Consider the following 16,855-nt stretch of genomic DNA (forward strand, 5'->3'; position numbering starts at 1 on the left):
TCATGTGTTTCTTGGTCTTTTTGGGCCTGCCCTAATGCGGGAACGGCCAGATTATCAGTTTCTCTCGAATGAGCCGCCACAGCTGGTTCAGCCCGTGTGGCTCGATGATCAGGAAAAAGATGATCAGCGCTCCGACGATCATCACGTTGATATGCTCGATCAAGGCGGATTCGATGCGAAAGCCCGACAATTGCGCATAGCCGTAGACCAACGTCACAATGCCAAAGCCAAGCGCCGCACCGACCCCCCAGAGGTTGCGCGCCACCCAGAACAGGAACGTCGCGCCAACAACCAAGGCCACCAGAAAAAGCGCCGCACCGGTTGAAATCTGGAACACCTGCGTGCCCGCCACCACGTTCAGAACCACAGGCAGGCCGACGATCAGGATCGCCCCCAGGTAGTTTCCCATGATCGACCCAAGCCCACCGATGATGGCGATGAACAACACCTGAAATGACAGCGGAATGTCGAACACGTTCGGCTCGGCAGCACCTTTCCACATGAAGACGTAAAGCGCACCCGCCACGCCGACGACATAAGACGACACGGCAAAGGCGGTCAGCTTGGATTTCATCAGGTTGATGCCGATGAGTTCCGCCGCGATGTCCATGTCGCGCGTCGCCTTCCACGTTCGGCCCAGATTGCCCCGCGTGAGGTTGATGCACAGCAGCGTCAGCAGGGTGACGACGAACAGAACAATGTAATATTCGGTGACCGACGCCGCCTGCGGGCCGGACACGAAGACGCCGAACATCTCGAGATTGGGCACCTGAATCGCGCCCGAGGCGTTGTAATTGTAAAGCCACGACCATTTCTCGAACAGCCAGACAAGAAAGAACTGCGCCGCCAGCGTGGCAATGGCGAGGTAAAATCCCTTGATCCGCAGGCTTGGAATGCCAAAGGCCACCCCGATTCCGGCGCTGAACACACCTGACAGCAGGATCGCGATGATCGGGTTCATCCAAGGAAACAACGTGACCATCTTGTAGCACGCATAAGCCCCGACCCCCATGAACGCCCCGGTGCCAAGCGACAGCTGCCCGGCAAATCCGGTGAGTATGTTCAACCCCATCGCCGCAAGCGCATAGATCAGGATCGGAATCAGCAGCGTCTGGAAAGTGAATTCCGACGCGGTCAGCGGAAAGATCACCCAGCCAAAGATCACGATGACCATCAGCAGGATCGCATCCTGACGCACCGGAAACAGCGCCTGATCCGCGACATAGCTGGTCTTGAACTGTCCTGCCGTTCTGTAAAGCATCCTGGTCTTTCCCTTGTCACCCCTGACGGGCACGTCTCTTCTTCTTGTTCCAAATACGCACCGCCACGCCGGGGTTTTCACCCGTTCTGGGCAATGGCGCGCCCTATGTGACGGCGTCTTCTTCGATCACCACTCGATTGCGTGGCTTGGCATATCCAGTCACTTCCGAATGACGGATCAGCCAGAAATAGGCCCACAGGCCCAAGGCTCCGCCGACGGCCGCCAGCAGGATCGCCACAACTGTCTGGCTGCCGGCCTCGGACCCGCTCGACAGCGCGAGATAGCCGAAAGCCCAGAACCCGGACCAGGCGATGACGTTCAGAAGTGCGATCAGTTTGGCCATGTTTTTCTTTCTCATAGGGTGCGTGGTCCTCACGCACCGATGCTTGTCGATAGTAAACAGCGCGCCCCGCGCTGCGTCAGACTCGCTCGATGATCCGTTCCCCGAACAACCCTTGTGGCCGGAACAAGAGAACGAACAGCGCCAGCACAAAGGCGAACCATGTCTCGGTGTTGCCGCCCAGAAGCGGCTGGCCCCAGTAAATCTCGAACAGCTTTTCAAGAATGCCGATCATCAGCCCACCAACGATGGCCCCGGTGATCGATTCAAGCCCGCCCAGCATGAGAACCGGCAGCGCCTTGTAGGCGATCACCTCGAGCGCAAAGCTGACCCCGGCCCGCGCGCCCCAGGCAATCCCCGTGACCAGCGCAATGATCCCGGCGATAAACCAGACCAGCACCCAGATCGTCTGAAGGCTGATCCCCACCGACAACGCCGCCTGATGGTCGTCGCCCAGAGCGCGGATGGCGCGACCCATCTGCGTGTAGTTGAGGAAAGCCAGCAGAGCGAGCACCAGAAGCGTCGCCACGATCACCACTGTGATGTCGAGGTGTTGAAGGATCAGCAGACCGCCAAATGGCTCCAGCACCGTGTCGCCGGTGGGGATGCCCAGTTCCTCGGTGATCATCACCTTGTTTTCGCCGCCAAAGATCGTCTCGCCCAGCCCGATCAGGAACAGCGTGATGCCGATGGTGGCCATGAAGAGGATGATGTCTGGCTGTCCCACCAAGGGTCGCAGCACCACCCGTTCGATCACGACCGCAAGTACGAACATCACACCCAGCGTTAGCCCGACACTGATCCAGGCGGGCACGCCCATGGCGAAAAGCCCCACCAGCGTCAGCGCGGCGAAGACCACCATGATGCCCTGGGCAAAGTTGAAGATGCGCGAAGATCGGAAGATCAACACAAATCCCAGCGCGATCAGCGCATAGAGAATGCCGGAAACCAGTCCTTCCCAAAGCACCTGCATGAGGAAATCCGGTGCTTCGACCATGTCCACAAATGGCGCGATGAAGATGTCGTTCAGCATGTCTGCTCCCTCAATGCGGGACGCCAAGATAGGCGTCGATCACATCCTGATTGTTGCGCACCTCGTCCGGGGTGCCGTCGCCGATCTTCTTGCCGTAATCCATGACGACAACGCGGTCGGACAGGTCCATCACCACACCCATGTCATGTTCGATCAGGCAAATCGTCGTTCCGAATTCGTCGTTCACGTCCAGAATAAAGCGGCTCATGTCCTCTTTCTCTTCGACGTTCATCCCGGCCATCGGTTCGTCCAGCAGCAAGAGCGATGGCTCTGCCGCGAGCGCGCGGGCCAGTTCGACCCGCTTTTTCAGACCGTAGGGCAGACGGCCCACCGGCGTTTTGCGGATGTTCTGAATCTCGAGGAAATCAATGACCCGCTCGACCTTTTCGCGGTTCTCCATTTCCTCGCTTCGCGCCTTGCCCCACCAGAGCGCCTGGCTGACGATCCCGGCATTCATATGGGTCAGACGCCCGGTCATCACGTTGTCCAGAACCGTCATGCCTTCGAACAGCGCGATGTTCTGAAATGTCCGCGCGACACCTTGGCGGGCCACCTCGAATGGCTTCATCGGTGGACGCTTGGACCCCTTGTACCAGACCTCCCCCTCGGAAGGGATGTAGAATCCGGAAATCACGTTGAGCATCGACGACTTTCCCGCGCCGTTGGGTCCGATGATGGCGCGCACTTCGCCTTCGTGGATGTCGAACGAGATGTCTTGAATCGCCACCACACCGCCGAAGCGCAGAGTGATGTTCTTCATCTCCATCAGCGTGCCGCCGATCTGGCGGCCATCGGCTGTGACGTAGCCTTCGGTGTCCTTCACAGACAACCCTCCCCTGTGGCGCAAAGAATTTTCGTACGAAAATTCTCCGCCCGCATAATCTTCGTACGAAGATTATGTGTCCGTCCCATCATTCCGCCGCCATCTTCTGCGGCGTCACCGGCACCACCTTGGCATCCCGGATTTCGAGCGTTGCCTTGATCTTGCCCTTGCGCCCGTCTTCGTAGGTCACCTCGGTTTCCGTGTAGATCGTCGGTGATCCATCATAGAGCGCCGTCACCAGATCCTCGAACTTTTCGCCGATGATCTTGCGGCGGACCTTGCGGGTGCGGGTCAGCTCGCCATCATCCGCATCCAGTTCCTTGTGCAGCACCAGAAAGCGATGCACCTGGCAGCCGGACAGCATCGGATCCTGCGCCACACTGGTGTTGACCTCTTCGATGTGGTCCTGGATCTGGTCCAGAACCTGTGTGTGACCGGCCAGCTCCTGATAAGAGGCATAGGCGATGTTGTTGCGTTCCGCCCAATTGCCAACCGCGGCCAGGTCGATATTGATGAACGCGGTACAGCGGTCCCGCCCGGCACCGAACACCACGGCCTCAAGGATGTTGGGATAGAACTTCAGTTTGTTCTCGACATATTTCGGCGCAAACATCGCGCCGTCCGCCATTGCGGCAACGTCTTTGGCCCGGTCGATGATGCGCAGATGGCCGGTGTCCTCCTCGATGAACCCCGCATCGCCGGTCGCGACCCAGCCTTCGGGGTCCTTGGTATCGGCGGTCGACTCGGCGTTCTTGTAATATTCCACAAACACGCCCGGAGAGCGGTAGTAGACCTCGCCGTTCTCGGCGATGCGGATTTCCACACCGGGCGACGGCACGCCAACCGTGTCCGAGCGCACTTCGCCATCGGGTTGTTGCGTGATGAACACCGACGCCTCGGTCTGGCCGTAGAGCTGCTTCAGGTTGATCCCCAAAGCGCGGTAGAAATCAAAGATTTCCGGCCCGATGGCCTCACCGGCTGTATAGCCGACACGCACATTGGAAAAGCCCAGCGCGTTCTTGAGCGGCCCATAGACCATGATTTCGCCCAGACGATATTTCAGGCGGTCAAACGTGTTCACATTATGCCCGTCCAGAATATCCGGCCCCACCTTGCGGGCATGGGCCATGAAGTAATCAAACGTTTTTTTCTTGAACGTGCCCGCGTCCTCCATCCGGATCATGATCTGGGTCAGCTGCGTCTCGAACACCCGCGGCGGCGCAAAATAGTAGGACGGCGCGATTTCGCGCAGATCCGTCATCATGGTTTCGGGGCTCTCGGGGCAATTCACGCAGAACCCCGACCAATAGGCCTGCCCGATCGAAAAGATGAAATCGCCGACCCAGGCCATCGGCAGATAGGCCAGCACCTCGTCCTCCACCTTGAGGTGATCGAATTCCGACGACGCCTTCGCGGTCTCGATGATGTTGCGGTTCGACAGGACCACACCTTTGGGTTTTCCCGTCGTTCCCGAGGTGTACAGCATCACACAGGTGCTGTCGTAATCCAGCTTTGCCGTGCGACGCCGAAGTTCGGTGATGAATTCCTCGCGCGCCGCGCGGCCCTGATCCTGCACATGGCTGAACTGGTGCAGATGGGAATGGTCGTATTTCCGCAAGCCGCGCGGATCGAGATAGATCGAATGTTCGAACTGATGCAGGTCTTCCTGCACTTCGATGACCTTGTCGACCTGTTCCTGATCATTGACGATGACAAAACGGGCGCCGCAATGGGACAGCACATATTCCATCTCTTCGGCCACAGCATCCTGGTAAAGCGGAACGGGAATTGCGCCCACCGATTGCGCGGCAACCATCGACCAGTACATGTAGGGACGGTTGCGTCCGATGATGGCGATGAAATCGCCTTCGTTCACGCCAAGGTTCAGCAGCCCCAAAGCAAGCGCTTCCACCTGTTCGGCCGTTTCAGCCCAGGTCCAGCTTTGCCAAATGCCATATTCCTTTTCGCGATAGGCAGGCGAACCGCCGTATTGCGAAACATTGCGCGCCAATAACGCCGGAACCGAGCGCAGTCCCTCTGCGCCCTCGGTCATATATGCCAAAGCTTATCCTCCCATTGCCCGGGTTACCCCGAACGGATCGCTTTTCGCGACTCTGTCCCAAGATTGGACAGAAGGCAGGTTGGGGGTCAACTTTTTCCTGAAGTTTTCTCAATCCCTACGAATTGTAACAACGCCTCAGTCGGTCTTTGCGTCGCGGCGTTGCAGTGCTAGCAGACATGGACAACTGCACATCCGGGCACACCCCATGCAAACCGACGCACTCATTCAGGCCGGATTGAACCTGATTGGACAGGCCCTGTCGATCTACGACAGTGATCTGAAGCTGGCCGCGTGCAACGCGCGCTTTGCTGAAATGTTCGGTTTGCCCGAGGCGTTGACCAAACCCGGCGCCGATTTCGAAGCGACCATCCGCAACCTCGCAGAGCGCGGCGAATACGGCGAGATCGATGATTTCGAAACCTTCATCAAGACCCGTGTCGACCAGGCCCGCGCGTTTCAGCCCCACTACATGGAGCGCACCCGCGCCAATGGCCGCACGATCAGCGTCGAAGGTGCGCCGCTGCCGCAGGGTGGCTGGGTCACCGTCTATACCGACATCACCGCCACAAAGTCGCAGGAACAGCTTTTGCGCACGCGCTCAGAGCTGTTGTCGGAAGAAGTGCTGGCCCGCTCCGAAGAACTTGCCGCGACCAACCGCAAGCTGGCCGCCACCGTGTCCGCCCTTGAAGAGGCGCAGCGCGAACTGACCGAGATGGAGGCGCGCACCCGTCTTACCACCGAAATGATGCCGGCCCATATCGCCCATGTGGACAGCGGCGGGCGCTACACGTTTTCCAACCGCCGCCTGTCCACCGTGATGCCGGGGCGCCCGTCCCAAATCGTCGGCCTGCACATATCCGAAGCATTGGGCAACGATGCCTATGCCCGCGTCCTGCCCCATCTGCAGATGGCACTTGCAGGCAACCCTTCGACCTTTGAATTCACCGACACCGGCAGTTCGCGCCGCATCCGCGTGGCCTTTACTCCGGACGAAACCGAAAATGGCGTCTACATCCTGTCGATGGACGTGACCGAGGAAACCCAGGCACGCGCAGCCCTTCAGCAGACCCGCCGCCGCGAGATGGCGGCGCAGCTGACCTCGGGCTTGGCGCATGATTTCTCGAACCTGCTGACGATCATCCTTGGCATGCAGTCGAAACTGGCACGGATGGACCTGCCCCATGATGCGGACCCTCTGATCACCGCGACGCTTCAGGCCGCGCGGCGCGGTGGCGATCTGCTCAACCGGATCGCCGACATCACCGCGCACCGGGCATGGCGGCCTGAACCCCTTGATGTGTCCGCGTTTCTGGCGGACCTGCACACGCTGGCGTCACCATCCCTGCCCGACACCATCGGCCTGCATGTCACGACCGACGTCACAAAACGCGCTCTGCTGGATCCGGGTCAGCTTCAGGACAGCCTGCTGAACCTCATCCTGAACGCCCGCGATGCCTGCGGCACAGACGGCCAGATCGGCCTCACCGCAACCGAGGTGCGCGACACATGGATCGACTTCACTGTCGAAGACACCGGCGCGGGATTTACGCAAGACGCCCTTCAACACGCGCTTGATCCGTTCTTCACCACCAAGGGGGACGGCGGGTCGGGTCTTGGCCTGTCGATGGTCTATGACACGGCCAAGCTCGCGGGGGGGCAGCTTCAGGTCGGCAACCAGACCACCGGGGCCCGCGTCACCCTGCGCCTGCCCCTGCGCCACGCCGCCAAACACCTGGCCAGCGAACTGGTGCTGCTTGTCGAAGACAGCCCGGATCTGCGCATCACCATCCGCGACATGCTCACCAATCTTGGTCATAGCGTGATCGAAGCCGCGTCGGTGGATGAAGCCCTCGCGCTTGCGCACGGCGTGCCGGACATCGCCTTTGTCCTGTCGGACATTTCCCTTGAAGGGGATGAACTCGGGACCGAACTGGTGACGGCCCTGCCCGACAAACCGGTCTACCTGACCACCTCGCTGCCCCTTTCCGACCCGCGCCACTTGGACGCCGCGTCCAAGACTGCCGTATTGCCGAAACCCTTTACGCAATCAGACCTTGCGACGTTTCTCGGCCATCAGGAGCCGACACCATGACCAAACCGCTTATCACCATTCTTGACGACGAACCCGCGATCCGCACGATGCTGTCCGAGGCGTTGCAGGACGCAGGATATGACACGCTCACCTTCGCCCGCGCCGCTGAATTTGAATCCGCTCTGCGCCGCACCACCCCCGATGTGTGCCTTGTCGATCTGGGCCTGCCCGACCGCGACGGGCTGAGCCTTGTGCATCGGCTGGCGTTGGAACAGGGCGCTACGGTCATCATCATCTCGGGACGCGCGCAGGTGCAGGACAAGATCACCGGTCTGGAACTGGGCGCGGACGATTACATCATCAAACCTTTCGATCCCGCCGAGGTCGTCGCCCGCGTGCGCGCCCGCCTGCGCACCCGCGCAACCCCGACCCCCGCAGGCCAAACCGCCCGCTTCAACGGCTGGATCGCCCATTTCGACCGCTATTCCCTTGAAGACGACAGCGGCACCGAAACCCCCTTTTCACATGCCGAAGGCGAGGTTCTGCGCCTCTTCCTGGAAAGCCCGAACCGGCTGATCACCCGCGACTACATGCAGGACACGCTGGGCGGCGCCGCTGGCGACAGCTTTGATCGCGCCATGGATGTGCGCATCTCGCGACTGCGGACAAAGCTGCGGGAAGACCCGAGAAACCCCCGCCTGATCAAGACGATCTACGGCGCGGGTTACATTTTTCTGGGCGACGTGGCGTGGACCTGACGGCACGCAGACTCCGCCACGTCGATCCCCTATTGCAAGTCTGTCTTGCACGACAACTGCCCGGTCGGGGTCACATGCCGACCATACCCCGCAGGGATGGCAGGACCGATGCAGCAATGATGCCGACCGTCGCCCCGATGCCAAACCGCACAAAGGGCTGACCAAGCCGCGGCGCGGCCCAACTCAAAATGCCGCACACAATGGCGTAAAATCCCAAAGCCGTGACATCCATGCCTTGCCCCTTTTCCCAAATGAAACCAGTCAGGTAGATCGCCCCAGCTTATCCCAAAGCGTCAACCGCACCCGCCAGCACCCGCAGCCCGGTCACCAGATCCGCCTCTTCCGTATCTTCACCAAATGCATGGCTGATCCCGCCAATCGACGGCACGAACAGCATCGCCACCGGCATCATCTTCGACACGTTTGTCGCATCATGCAGCGCCCCGGACGGCATCACCCGCCAGCGCTCCGGCACCTCTGCCGCTGCCGAAGCCTCAAGCGCCCCGCGCAGCCGGTCGTCCATCATCACTGGCTCCAACCCGAGCAAGGGGCCATAGCTCAGCTCGAACCCGCCAGAGGCTGCAACCTCCTGTGCCGTCTCGCGAATGATGCGTTCCATCCGGTCCAATCGATCCGTATCCCCGTCGCGCCACTGCATCGAAAACGTGACCCGGCCGGGCACAATTGACGACGCATTCGGATGCAATGTGACATGTCCAATCGTCCACACGGTACGCGGCGTGACCACGTTGGCGAACCGTTCCGCCAACACCGTGTTGAACTTTGACAAGGCCTGAAACGCATCCCGCCGCCCCTGCATCGGCGTGGTGCCTGCATGGTTTTGTTCACCTTCAAAGGTGACCTTCATGTCGCGAATACCGACGATGGCGTCCACAACCCCAATCGCCTCTTTTTCGCGGTCAAGCACCGGACCCTGTTCGATATGCATTTCGAAAAACCCGCTGAACCGCGCCGGATCAACAAACTGCCCAGACCGTCCCGGCATGCGCGCTCTGGCCGCGCCAAAGCTTTCCCCGTCCCGATCGCGCAACCCGTCCGCTGTTTCCAGGGGAAGATGTCCGGACCAAACCGCACTGCCGGTGGTCACTCCGAACCGGCCCTCTTCATCCTGAAACGACACAACCGACACCGGCGGTCCACCCGCCTCGACCGCTGCCCGTGCGACCTCCAAAGCCGCAATCACTCCCAGCGCCCCGTCAAGCCATCCACCCTCGGGTTGACTGTCGGAATGCGACCCGAGCAACAGCGATTGTCCATCAGCCAGCCCGAATACCGACCCCACCGGATCGACATGTACCGACAACCCCGCCTCTGTCATCCGGTCGGCCAGCCACCCGCGCGCGGCGATATCCGCATCGCTAAAGGCGGGTCGCATGACACCTTTGCCAACCCCAGCCGCGCCGAAGGCACGCAACGCATGCAAATCCGCCAAAAAACGCTCCGGGTTTACAGGCAACATGACATCCTCGCTTCTTTGGGCTTCAAATACCTAATCCCACAAGCTTAACCATCGTACCGCCCGAGGAAAAGCACCTCCTCCCCAAGGGCGGCCCGAGGCCAAAGGGCGCAAGCCCGACGCCGAGAAAAAAAAGAGCGTGCCCTGCAAAGGGCACGCCCATTGTTCTTGTCCTGTTGCGCATTATTCGTCGAACGGTTGCAGCGCTTCCAGCTGATCAACGGTCATCTTGCTCACATAATGTGACCCCGACCAGGTCAGCGCCCCGAGCGGCACACTCACATCGGAATCGCCCAGGTCAAGAAACCCGCCGATCTCAAGCAGAAAGCCCGCAGGGACACCGTTCTGGTCGATCAGAATTTCCTCGACCTCGCCAATCTTGTCGCCATCAGCCGTGCGCACATCCATGTCGTCAACCGATTGCAGATACGTCCCGTCCCGCGTTTCGATCGGTCCCGCCGATCCGTCCTCGGCATCCTGCGCAAGAACCGGCGCGGCGCAGAGGGTCAGTGCAAGTGTCACAATATGTTTCATGGTTGTCTCCCGAGTGATTCACCCGGACAACCCAAAAACACCCCTTGTGGTTCCCAGCCTTATTCCGCCGCAACGGCCTCTGAATCCGCCGCTTCGACCCGCACCGCCGAGAACTTGAACTCGGGAATCTTGCCATAGGGGTCCAGCGCCGAATTGGTCAGGATGTTCGCCGCCGCCTCGACGAAAGCGAACGGCAGGAACACCATATCCGGTGCCACGGCCCGGTCGGCGCGCGCCATCACCACAACCGACCCACGCTTGGTGGTCAGGCGCACATGCCCGCCGGGTTCGACCTTCATCTTGCGCAACGTGCTGGGATGCAACGAACAATTCGCCTCCGGTTCGACCGCATCAAGCACCGCCGACCGCCGTGTCATCGACCCGGTGTGCCAATGCTCAAGCTGCCGACCCGTGGTCAGGATCATCGGGTATTCGGCATCCGGCACATCATCCGGCGCGATCACGCTTGCAGGTGTGAACCGTGCGCGACCCTGCGGGCGGGGAAAGCCATCCCCGAACACAATCGCCTGTCCGGGATCTTCCGGCGACAGAGATGGATAGGTCACCGCGTTCTCACGCACCAGACGGTCCCAGGTGATGTTCTCCAGCGACCGCATGTTCAGCTTCATTTCCGCGAACACATCCGCCGGGCTGTCATAGTGCCAATCCATGCCACAGCGCCGCGCCAGTTCGACCTCGATCTGCCAATCCTCGCGCGCCTCTCCGGGGGGCGTCACCGCGGCACGGCCCATCTGAACCTGTCGGTTGGTGTTGGTCACGGTCCCGGTCTTTTCGGCAAAGGCGCTCGCCGGAAGGATCACATCGGCGTAGTTCGCTGTCTCGGTCAGAAAGATATCCTGCACCACCAGGTGATCGAGCTTGGCCAGCGCATCGCGGGCATGTTCGACATCCGGGTCCGACATCGCGGGGTTCTCGCCAAGGATATACATCGCCTTGATGTCGCCGGTATGCACTGCATCCATGATCTCGGTCACGGTCAGGCCTTTCTGGCTGGAAAAGTCCTCGGACCCCCAGACCTCGGTGAAGGCCGACCTGACGCCATCCTCCATCACCGACTGGTAATCCGGCAGGAACATCGGCACCAGACCGGCATCTGACGCGCCTTGCACGTTGTTCTGTCCGCGCAGCGGGTGCAGACCGGCGCCGGGACGCCCCACTTGTCCGGTCATCAGCGCCAACGAGATGAGGCAGCGCGAATTGTCCGTTCCGTGAATATGTTGGGAAATTCCCATTCCCCAAAAGATCATGCCCGCCTTGCCACCGGCAAAATCACGCGCCACGGCACGCAGGGTCTCGGCATCAATGCCACAAATACCGGCCATCTTTTCGGGCGCAAAGTCTGCCAGATGCGCCTTCTCGGCCTCCCAGTTCTCGGTATAGGCTTCGATATACTGGCGATCGTACAGGTTTTCCTCGACGATCACATGCATGATCGCGTTGAGCATCGACACATCCGCGCCGGGACGGAATTGCAGCATGTGCGTCGCGTGCCGCTTGAGCGCCTGACCACGCGGATCCATCACGATGAGCTTGCCACCGCGTTTGGTGAACTGCTTGAAATAGGTGGCGGCAACGGGGTGATTCTCAATCGGGTTCGCGCCGATCACGATGGCCACATCGGCGTTCTCGATCTCGTTGAAGGTGGCCGTCACAGCACCCGAACCGACGTTTTCAAGCAAGGCCGCCACCGACGAGGCATGGCACAGCCGCGTGCAGTGATCGACGTTATTGTGGCCAAAACCCTGACGGATGAACTTCTGGAACAGATACGCCTCTTCGTTTGTACACTTGGCCGACCCGAAACCAGCCACCTCGCGTCCCCGGCCCTTCAGCCCCTTGGCGGCAAAATCCAACGCCTCGTCCCAAGTCGCCTCGCGGAACACTTCTTGCCAGTTGTCCGGATCGACGTTCAGCCCCTTGGCGGGTGCATCCTCGCGTCGAATCAGCGGCTTGGTGAGGCGGTGCGAATGGTGGATGTAGTCGAACCCAAAGCGCCCCTTGACGCAAAGGCGGCCTTCATTGGCAGGCCCATTGATCCCTTCGACATAGACAACCTTGTTGTCCTTGACCTTGAGCGACACCTGACAGCCCACACCGCAGAACGGGCAAACGCTGTCAATCTCGCTGTCATAGGCCTTGCTGTCGCCGATCTGCTGGTCATCCAGCACGGTCGCCGGCATCAGCGCCCCCGTCGGACACGCCTGCACACATTCGCCGCAGGCGACACAGGTGGATTCGCCCATCGGATCATCGAAATCGAACACCGGGTAGGCATCATGCCCGCGCCCCGCCATGCCGATCACATCGTTCACCTGAACCTCGCGGCAGGCGCGCACGCACAGACCACACTGGATGCAGGCATCGAGGTTCACGCGCATCGCGACATGGCTGTCATCGAGCAGCGGAATACGCTCGACCTCGAGCGTCGGCAGACGGCTTTCGGTCACGCCGTTGGCGTCTGCCATGTCCCAAAGGTGCGAAGACTTGTCATGCGCCGCATCACGTTCCGGCTGATCGGCCAACAGCATTTCCACGACCATCTTGCGCGCAGAGGTCGCACGACCCGAGTCGGTCGTGACCACCATCCCCTCTTGCGGTTCACGGATGCACGAGGCCGCCAGAACCCGCTCGCCCTCGATCTCGACCATGCAGGCCCGGCAATTGCCATCGGGGCGGTAGCCGGGCGCAGGCTTGTGACACAGATGCGGAATCACCAGGCCGCGGCCATTGGCAACCTCCCAGATGGTCTCGCCTCGTTGGGCCTCGACCTCTGTTCCGTCCAGAGTAAAGCGGATCGTGTCAGTCATCGCGGTCTCCCTTGTCGCGGTCACTCTAACCGCATTACGGGGGTTGCATGGATCAACAATCCCGACAGTTTGGCGCGGATTTGCGGCTGCAGGGTTTCCGATGCGAACAATTCTTCCATCAAAGAACGCGACAAGCCATTTCGAAAGCCCTTCGGCTCAAAGCGCCGCCGCGCGCTCGAACGCCGGACGTGTCCGCAACCGCCGCAGATACTCCACGAGCGCCTCTGGCGCATCCGGGAAGCCCGCGTTCCGCGCCCAACCCAGACAATGCGCCAAAAGGAAATCAGGCACCGTCGGATCATCCCCGGCAAGACAGTCCGAACCCAACTCCCCTGCGATACGTTCAATATTTTGCGCAAACTCCGCCTTCAGGCTCTCCCTCACCTCTGGCACGCGCTGATCTTCCGGCAGGATGAAGCTGTGCCGCGCCGCAGTCCACAGAAGCGCATCCACCTCGTCCAGAACGCGAAAGGTCCACGCGTCCTGCCGGGCCCGCGCCACCGTTCCCGCCGGATGGGTAAACGCGCCATGCTTGTCCGCGAGATAGGTCAGGATCGCCGTCGAATCGGCAATGACATCCTCTCCATCCACCAGCACAGGCACCTTGCCCAACGGGCTGAGCGCACGAACCTCGTCCGAACGCGGCGCAGCGGGTACATGTTCGTAGGGTACACCCAGTTCTTCCAGAAGCCACAAGGGCCGAAACGCCCGTGTCGCCCGATTGCCCACCAGTTTGTACATGTTCGTCCTCCCAAAACCGGGGCACTGCCCGGCAAACCCTATCGCCGCCCCAACATCGCCAGACGGATGAACGCCCGTTCCACAATCGCCAGCGCAGGTCCGTGTTGCCCCGCAGACCGCAGCGACAGGTCGGTCTCCAGCAACATCTGCAACCCCTGTTCCAGCCGGTACATGCCCCAGCCCGAGGCCTGCCGCGACATGCGATCCCGGCGTGGCCCAAAGACCGGCGGGCGCAGCCGCCCCATGCCTTGCCCGACCCCACCGGGATCAGACGCCGCCGTGTGCAGCGCCCGGAAATGCCGCGTCGCCATGATCAGCAGCGTCACCGCCGCCGTCCCCTGCGCCTCCAGACGTGACATCACCGGGCCGATCTCGCCGGTGCGCCCCTCGGCCACGATGTTCAGCACATCATCCAGATCGGCTTCGGTTGATCCCGGCGCGCACAATGTCACCTCGTCAGGTGTCAGCGGCGCATCATCTCCCAGCTTGTAAAGCGCGATTTTCTCAAGCGTCTGGCGAAAATCCCCCGGATCGATCTCGCGCGACAGGGCCGTCAGCATCTCCATCGCCGCGCCGTCCGGTCGCGCCAACCCTGCGCGGGTCAGTTCCGCTTCGATCTCGGCGCGGCTGGGCGGATCGTTGTACAGTGCCGCAGCAAAGGCGTTTGGATGCCCCTCGAACAGCTTGCGCAGTGCCGACTTGGCGGGCAACTGACCCGCAGTGACAACAATCTGTGCATCGCCCGGCTGCCAATCCTCGACCGCTGCCGCAATGTGCTTGAGCACCGTGTCGTTTGCGTCTTCGACAAAGGCCACGCGCGGACCGGGAAAAAATCCCACCGACTTGATCGCATCCCCCAGAAGGGCGGGCTCCTTGCGCAACTCCGCCGCTGGAATGCGGGTCAGACGCATTTCGCCTTCACCCTCTGGCCCGATCAGCGCCGCAATCAATTCCTGCCGCTTCAGGGCAACGCGCATCGCGTCTTCGCCAAAGATCAGAATGCCGGTCTTGCCGGGGTCAGGGCGGGCAAAGTATCCCGACGCCTCGCGCGGGGACAGTTTCATGCGGGCAAACCGTCTGCCGAAATCACCAGTCGGTCCACGATCTGATCCGCCAGAATCACCATCAGGCGCGCCGTCGCATCACGTTCCGCCGCAAGCGTCGCCACCGTCGATCCGGTGGTCGAAAAGCCGGTGAAATCGGTCACACGTCCCTGCCGCACAACCGTATCCGTCTCAAGATCCCGAAGCGCGAAGTCGGCGCGACCGGTCAGCTGAAACCGGTTTGTCGTGCCTTCGACCGAGGTGGCCAACCCTTCGCGCTGGATCGTCGGCGTGACCGTCAACACATAGCGCCCGGCGTCATTGCGTCCCAGGCGGTCTTCCAGTCGCTGCGAAATCAGGAAGCCGTCCCGCCGTTCGGGCGCAGACACCCGAAGGTTGTCCTGCAACACCGAAGCGCCGCCGCCGGGGCCATAAGCGGGCGTGAACCCGCAGGCCGCCCCCGCGACAAGCGCACACAGCGCAAAAAGCGTATGGCGTCTATGCAACCACATTCACAATCCGACCCGGCACAACGATCACCTTCTTGGGGCTTGCGCCATCCAGCGCACGTTTCACACCATCGGTCGCCAGCGCCAGCTTTTCAACCTCGGCCTTGTCCATGTCCTTGGGCACGGTGATCTCGTCCCGGCGCTTGCCGTTCACCTGTATGGGCAGGGTCACGGTATCCTCGACCATCATCGCAGGATCAGCCACTGGCCAAGGCGCGTTCGCGACAAGACCTTCGCCGCCCAGAAGCGCCCAGATTTCTTCGGACACATGCGGCGTCATCGGGGACATGAGCTGTGCCAGTGTCTTGGCGGCCTGGCGTTTCGCATCGGACCCGGCCTTGGATTTCGACAATGCGTTGGTGAAGGCGTAAAGCCGCGCAATGGACGCGTTGAAACCAAAGCTTTCGACACCCAGCGTCACGTCATGGATCGCCTTGTGCATCTCGCGCAGGAGGGCTTCATCCTCCCCTGTGGGAGAGTCTTCAGCTTCTGCCACCTCTGCCGCGATGCGGAAGACCCGGCCCAGATGGCGCGCAGCCGCTTCGGCACCGCTGGCCGTCCATTCCACATCCCGTTCGGGGGGCGAATCCGACAGCACGAACCAGCGCGCGGTGTCGGCGCCGTATTGCTGGATGATGGCGACCGGATCGACCACGTTGTTCTTCGATTTCGACATCTTGGCCGAGGGGATGACTTCCACAACACCTTCAGAATGCGGGAAATTCAAATAACCTCTCGCGATTGATATCCTAAGCGTCTCATCACCCGAATAGTAATTATGCTTGTCGAGTACTGTCCTCAGGACGAAGATGCTCTCTATTCCGTCCGAAATTTTTTCGACTGTCTCGGGATAGTGGTACACCGGACGACCGTCCGTGCCATTTGTCTGGTAAATCGCATGCGTCACCATCCCTTGGGTGAACAGCGCATCAAACGGCTCCTTGCACCGCTCCGGCAAATGCCCCGTGATGTGCATGGCCCGCGCAAAGAAGCGCGAATAGAGCAAGTGCAGGATCGCGTGCTCGATGCCGCCGATATACTGGTCCACGTTCATCCAGTAGTCGGCATCCGCCATATCCGTCGGTGTGTCGGCCCGCGGCGCGGTGAAGCGGGCAAAATACCACGACGAATCGACAAACGTGTCCATCGTGTCGGTCTCGCGCGTGGCGGGCTGACCGCAGGACGGGCACGGGCAATTGCGCCAGCTTGGGTGCCGGTCAAGCGGATTGCCCGGAACGCTGAAATCAATTGGTGTGCCGTCCTCGTCATAGGGCAAGGCAATCGGCAGGTTCTCTTTCTTCTCGGGCACCACGCCGCAGGCATCGCAATGCACCACGGGGATCGGGCAGCCCCAGTAGCGTTGCCGCGACAGACCCCAGTCGCGCAGGCGGAACTTGGTCACGCCATGGCCGAC

At 61.0% G+C, this 16,855-nt stretch carries 15 protein-coding genes; 2 read left to right on the forward strand and 13 right to left on the reverse strand.

The genetic code is table 11. The features are described 5' to 3' along the window. Positions 1–31 precede the first annotated feature (31 nt). The 5 genes from ACTIEN_RS03560 to ACTIEN_RS03580 all read right to left on the reverse strand — a co-directional run bounded on the left by ACTIEN_RS03560 (position 32) and on the right by ACTIEN_RS03580 (position 5,510). The gene (locus ACTIEN_RS03560; RefSeq protein WP_439521732.1) at positions 32–1,261 is read right to left on the reverse strand and encodes a branched-chain amino acid ABC transporter permease; all 1,230 of its coding nucleotides are present in this window, start codon (positions 1,259–1,261) and stop codon (positions 32–34) included. 103 nt (positions 1,262–1,364) lie between these two features. After that, positions 1,365–1,604, reverse strand: a complete 240-nt coding sequence (locus ACTIEN_RS03565) for a hypothetical protein (protein ID WP_439521733.1) — start codon at positions 1,602–1,604, stop codon at positions 1,365–1,367. Positions 1,605–1,680: 76 nt separating this feature from the next. Then, positions 1,681–2,634, reverse strand: a complete 954-nt coding sequence (locus ACTIEN_RS03570; protein ID WP_439521734.1) for a branched-chain amino acid ABC transporter permease — start codon at positions 2,632–2,634, stop codon at positions 1,681–1,683. A gap of 10 nt (positions 2,635–2,644) precedes the next feature. After that, entirely contained in the window at positions 2,645–3,400 is a 756-nt protein-coding gene (locus tag ACTIEN_RS03575; protein ID WP_439521819.1) for an ABC transporter ATP-binding protein, read from the reverse strand. Positions 3,401–3,545: 145 nt separating this feature from the next. Then, positions 3,546–5,510 carry an AMP-binding protein gene (locus tag ACTIEN_RS03580; RefSeq protein WP_439521820.1) on the reverse strand — a complete coding sequence of 655 codons (1,965 nt, stop codon included), beginning with the start codon at positions 5,508–5,510 and terminating at the stop codon, positions 3,546–3,548. Between the two features lie 214 nt (positions 5,511–5,724). Here ACTIEN_RS03580 and ACTIEN_RS03585 point away from each other — a divergent pair, with 214 nt between their 5' ends. Beyond that, positions 5,725–7,611: a PAS-domain containing protein gene (locus ACTIEN_RS03585; RefSeq protein WP_439521735.1), complete on the forward strand. Its 1,887-nt coding sequence runs from the start codon at positions 5,725–5,727 to the stop codon at positions 7,609–7,611. Then, on the forward strand, positions 7,608–8,309 hold the full coding sequence (locus ACTIEN_RS03590) for a response regulator transcription factor (protein WP_439521736.1): 702 nt from the start codon (positions 7,608–7,610) through the stop codon (positions 8,307–8,309). The genes ACTIEN_RS03585 and ACTIEN_RS03590 overlap by 4 nt, the downstream gene beginning before the upstream one ends. Positions 8,310–8,379: 70 nt before the next feature. On the opposite strand, the gene ACTIEN_RS03595 is transcribed toward ACTIEN_RS03590, so the two are convergent. The 8 genes from ACTIEN_RS03595 to ACTIEN_RS03630 form a co-directional block, all read right to left on the reverse strand. Continuing rightward, positions 8,380–8,541 carry a hypothetical protein gene (locus ACTIEN_RS03595; RefSeq protein WP_439521737.1) on the reverse strand — a complete coding sequence of 54 codons (162 nt, stop codon included), beginning with the start codon at positions 8,539–8,541 and terminating at the stop codon, positions 8,380–8,382. Positions 8,542–8,589: 48 nt separating this feature from the next. Next, positions 8,590–9,789, reverse strand: coding sequence for a hydantoinase/carbamoylase family amidase (locus tag ACTIEN_RS03600; RefSeq protein WP_439521738.1), 1,200 nt, complete (start codon positions 9,787–9,789; stop codon positions 8,590–8,592). A 180-nt stretch (positions 9,790–9,969) separates the two neighbouring features. Continuing rightward, positions 9,970–10,320: a PRC-barrel domain-containing protein gene (locus ACTIEN_RS03605; RefSeq protein ID WP_439521739.1), complete on the reverse strand. Its 351-nt coding sequence runs from the start codon at positions 10,318–10,320 to the stop codon at positions 9,970–9,972. 59 nt (positions 10,321–10,379) lie between these two features. After that, positions 10,380–13,148, reverse strand: a complete 2,769-nt coding sequence (gene fdhF / locus ACTIEN_RS03610; protein WP_439521740.1) for a formate dehydrogenase subunit alpha — start codon at positions 13,146–13,148, stop codon at positions 10,380–10,382. Between the two features lie 156 nt (positions 13,149–13,304). Next, a complete protein-coding gene (locus ACTIEN_RS03615) occupies positions 13,305–13,889 on the reverse strand; it encodes a glutathione S-transferase family protein (RefSeq protein WP_439521741.1) in 585 nt (194 codons plus the stop codon). Between the two features lie 38 nt (positions 13,890–13,927). Next, complete coding sequence (gene holA, locus ACTIEN_RS03620) at positions 13,928–14,953, reverse strand: DNA polymerase III subunit delta (protein ID WP_439521742.1); 1,026 nt, start codon at positions 14,951–14,953, stop codon at positions 13,928–13,930. After that, the gene (gene lptE / locus ACTIEN_RS03625; protein WP_439521743.1) at positions 14,950–15,444 is read right to left on the reverse strand and encodes an LPS assembly lipoprotein LptE; all 495 of its coding nucleotides are present in this window, start codon (positions 15,442–15,444) and stop codon (positions 14,950–14,952) included. Before lptE ends, holA begins: the two co-directional genes overlap by 4 nt. Continuing rightward, positions 15,431–16,855, reverse strand: a 1,425-nt coding sequence (locus ACTIEN_RS03630) for a class I tRNA ligase family protein (RefSeq protein ID WP_439521744.1), incomplete at its 5' end; no start/stop codon positions are given. The genes ACTIEN_RS03630 and lptE, both read right to left, overlap by 14 nt.

It is taken from the genome of Marivita sp., from assembly GCF_051859345.1.
Classification (GTDB): Bacteria; Pseudomonadota; Alphaproteobacteria; order Rhodobacterales; family Rhodobacteraceae; genus Marivita.

What these genes read in the sequence shown, in the direction of transcription:
- ACTIEN_RS03560 (WP_439521732.1), bottom strand. Translation starts at nt 1,261, where the DNA reads ATGCTTTACAGAACGGCAGGACAGTTCAAGACCAGCTATGTCGCGGAT.
- ACTIEN_RS03565 (WP_439521733.1), bottom strand. Translation starts at nt 1,604, where the DNA reads ATGGCCAAACTGATCGCACTTCTGAACGTCATCGCCTGGTCCGGGTTC.
- ACTIEN_RS03570 (WP_439521734.1), bottom strand. Translation starts at nt 2,634, where the DNA reads ATGCTGAACGACATCTTCATCGCGCCATTTGTGGACATGGTCGAAGCA.
- ACTIEN_RS03575 (WP_439521819.1), bottom strand. Translation starts at nt 3,400, where the DNA reads ATGGAGATGAAGAACATCACTCTGCGCTTCGGCGGTGTGGTGGCGATT.
- ACTIEN_RS03580 (WP_439521820.1), bottom strand. Translation starts at nt 5,510, where the DNA reads ATGACCGAGGGCGCAGAGGGACTGCGCTCGGTTCCGGCGTTATTGGCG.
- ACTIEN_RS03585 (WP_439521735.1), top strand. Translation starts at nt 5,725, where the DNA reads ATGCAAACCGACGCACTCATTCAGGCCGGATTGAACCTGATTGGACAG.
- ACTIEN_RS03590 (WP_439521736.1), top strand. Translation starts at nt 7,608, where the DNA reads ATGACCAAACCGCTTATCACCATTCTTGACGACGAACCCGCGATCCGC.
- ACTIEN_RS03595 (WP_439521737.1), bottom strand. Translation starts at nt 8,541, where the DNA reads ATGGATGTCACGGCTTTGGGATTTTACGCCATTGTGTGCGGCATTTTG.
- ACTIEN_RS03600 (WP_439521738.1), bottom strand. Translation starts at nt 9,789, where the DNA reads ATGTTGCCTGTAAACCCGGAGCGTTTTTTGGCGGATTTGCATGCGTTG.
- ACTIEN_RS03605 (WP_439521739.1), bottom strand. Translation starts at nt 10,320, where the DNA reads ATGAAACATATTGTGACACTTGCACTGACCCTCTGCGCCGCGCCGGTT.
- fdhF (WP_439521740.1), bottom strand. Translation starts at nt 13,148, where the DNA reads ATGACTGACACGATCCGCTTTACTCTGGACGGAACAGAGGTCGAGGCC.
- ACTIEN_RS03615 (WP_439521741.1), bottom strand. Translation starts at nt 13,889, where the DNA reads ATGTACAAACTGGTGGGCAATCGGGCGACACGGGCGTTTCGGCCCTTG.
- holA (WP_439521742.1), bottom strand. Translation starts at nt 14,953, where the DNA reads ATGAAACTGTCCCCGCGCGAGGCGTCGGGATACTTTGCCCGCCCTGAC.
- lptE (WP_439521743.1), bottom strand. Translation starts at nt 15,444, where the DNA reads ATGTGGTTGCATAGACGCCATACGCTTTTTGCGCTGTGTGCGCTTGTC.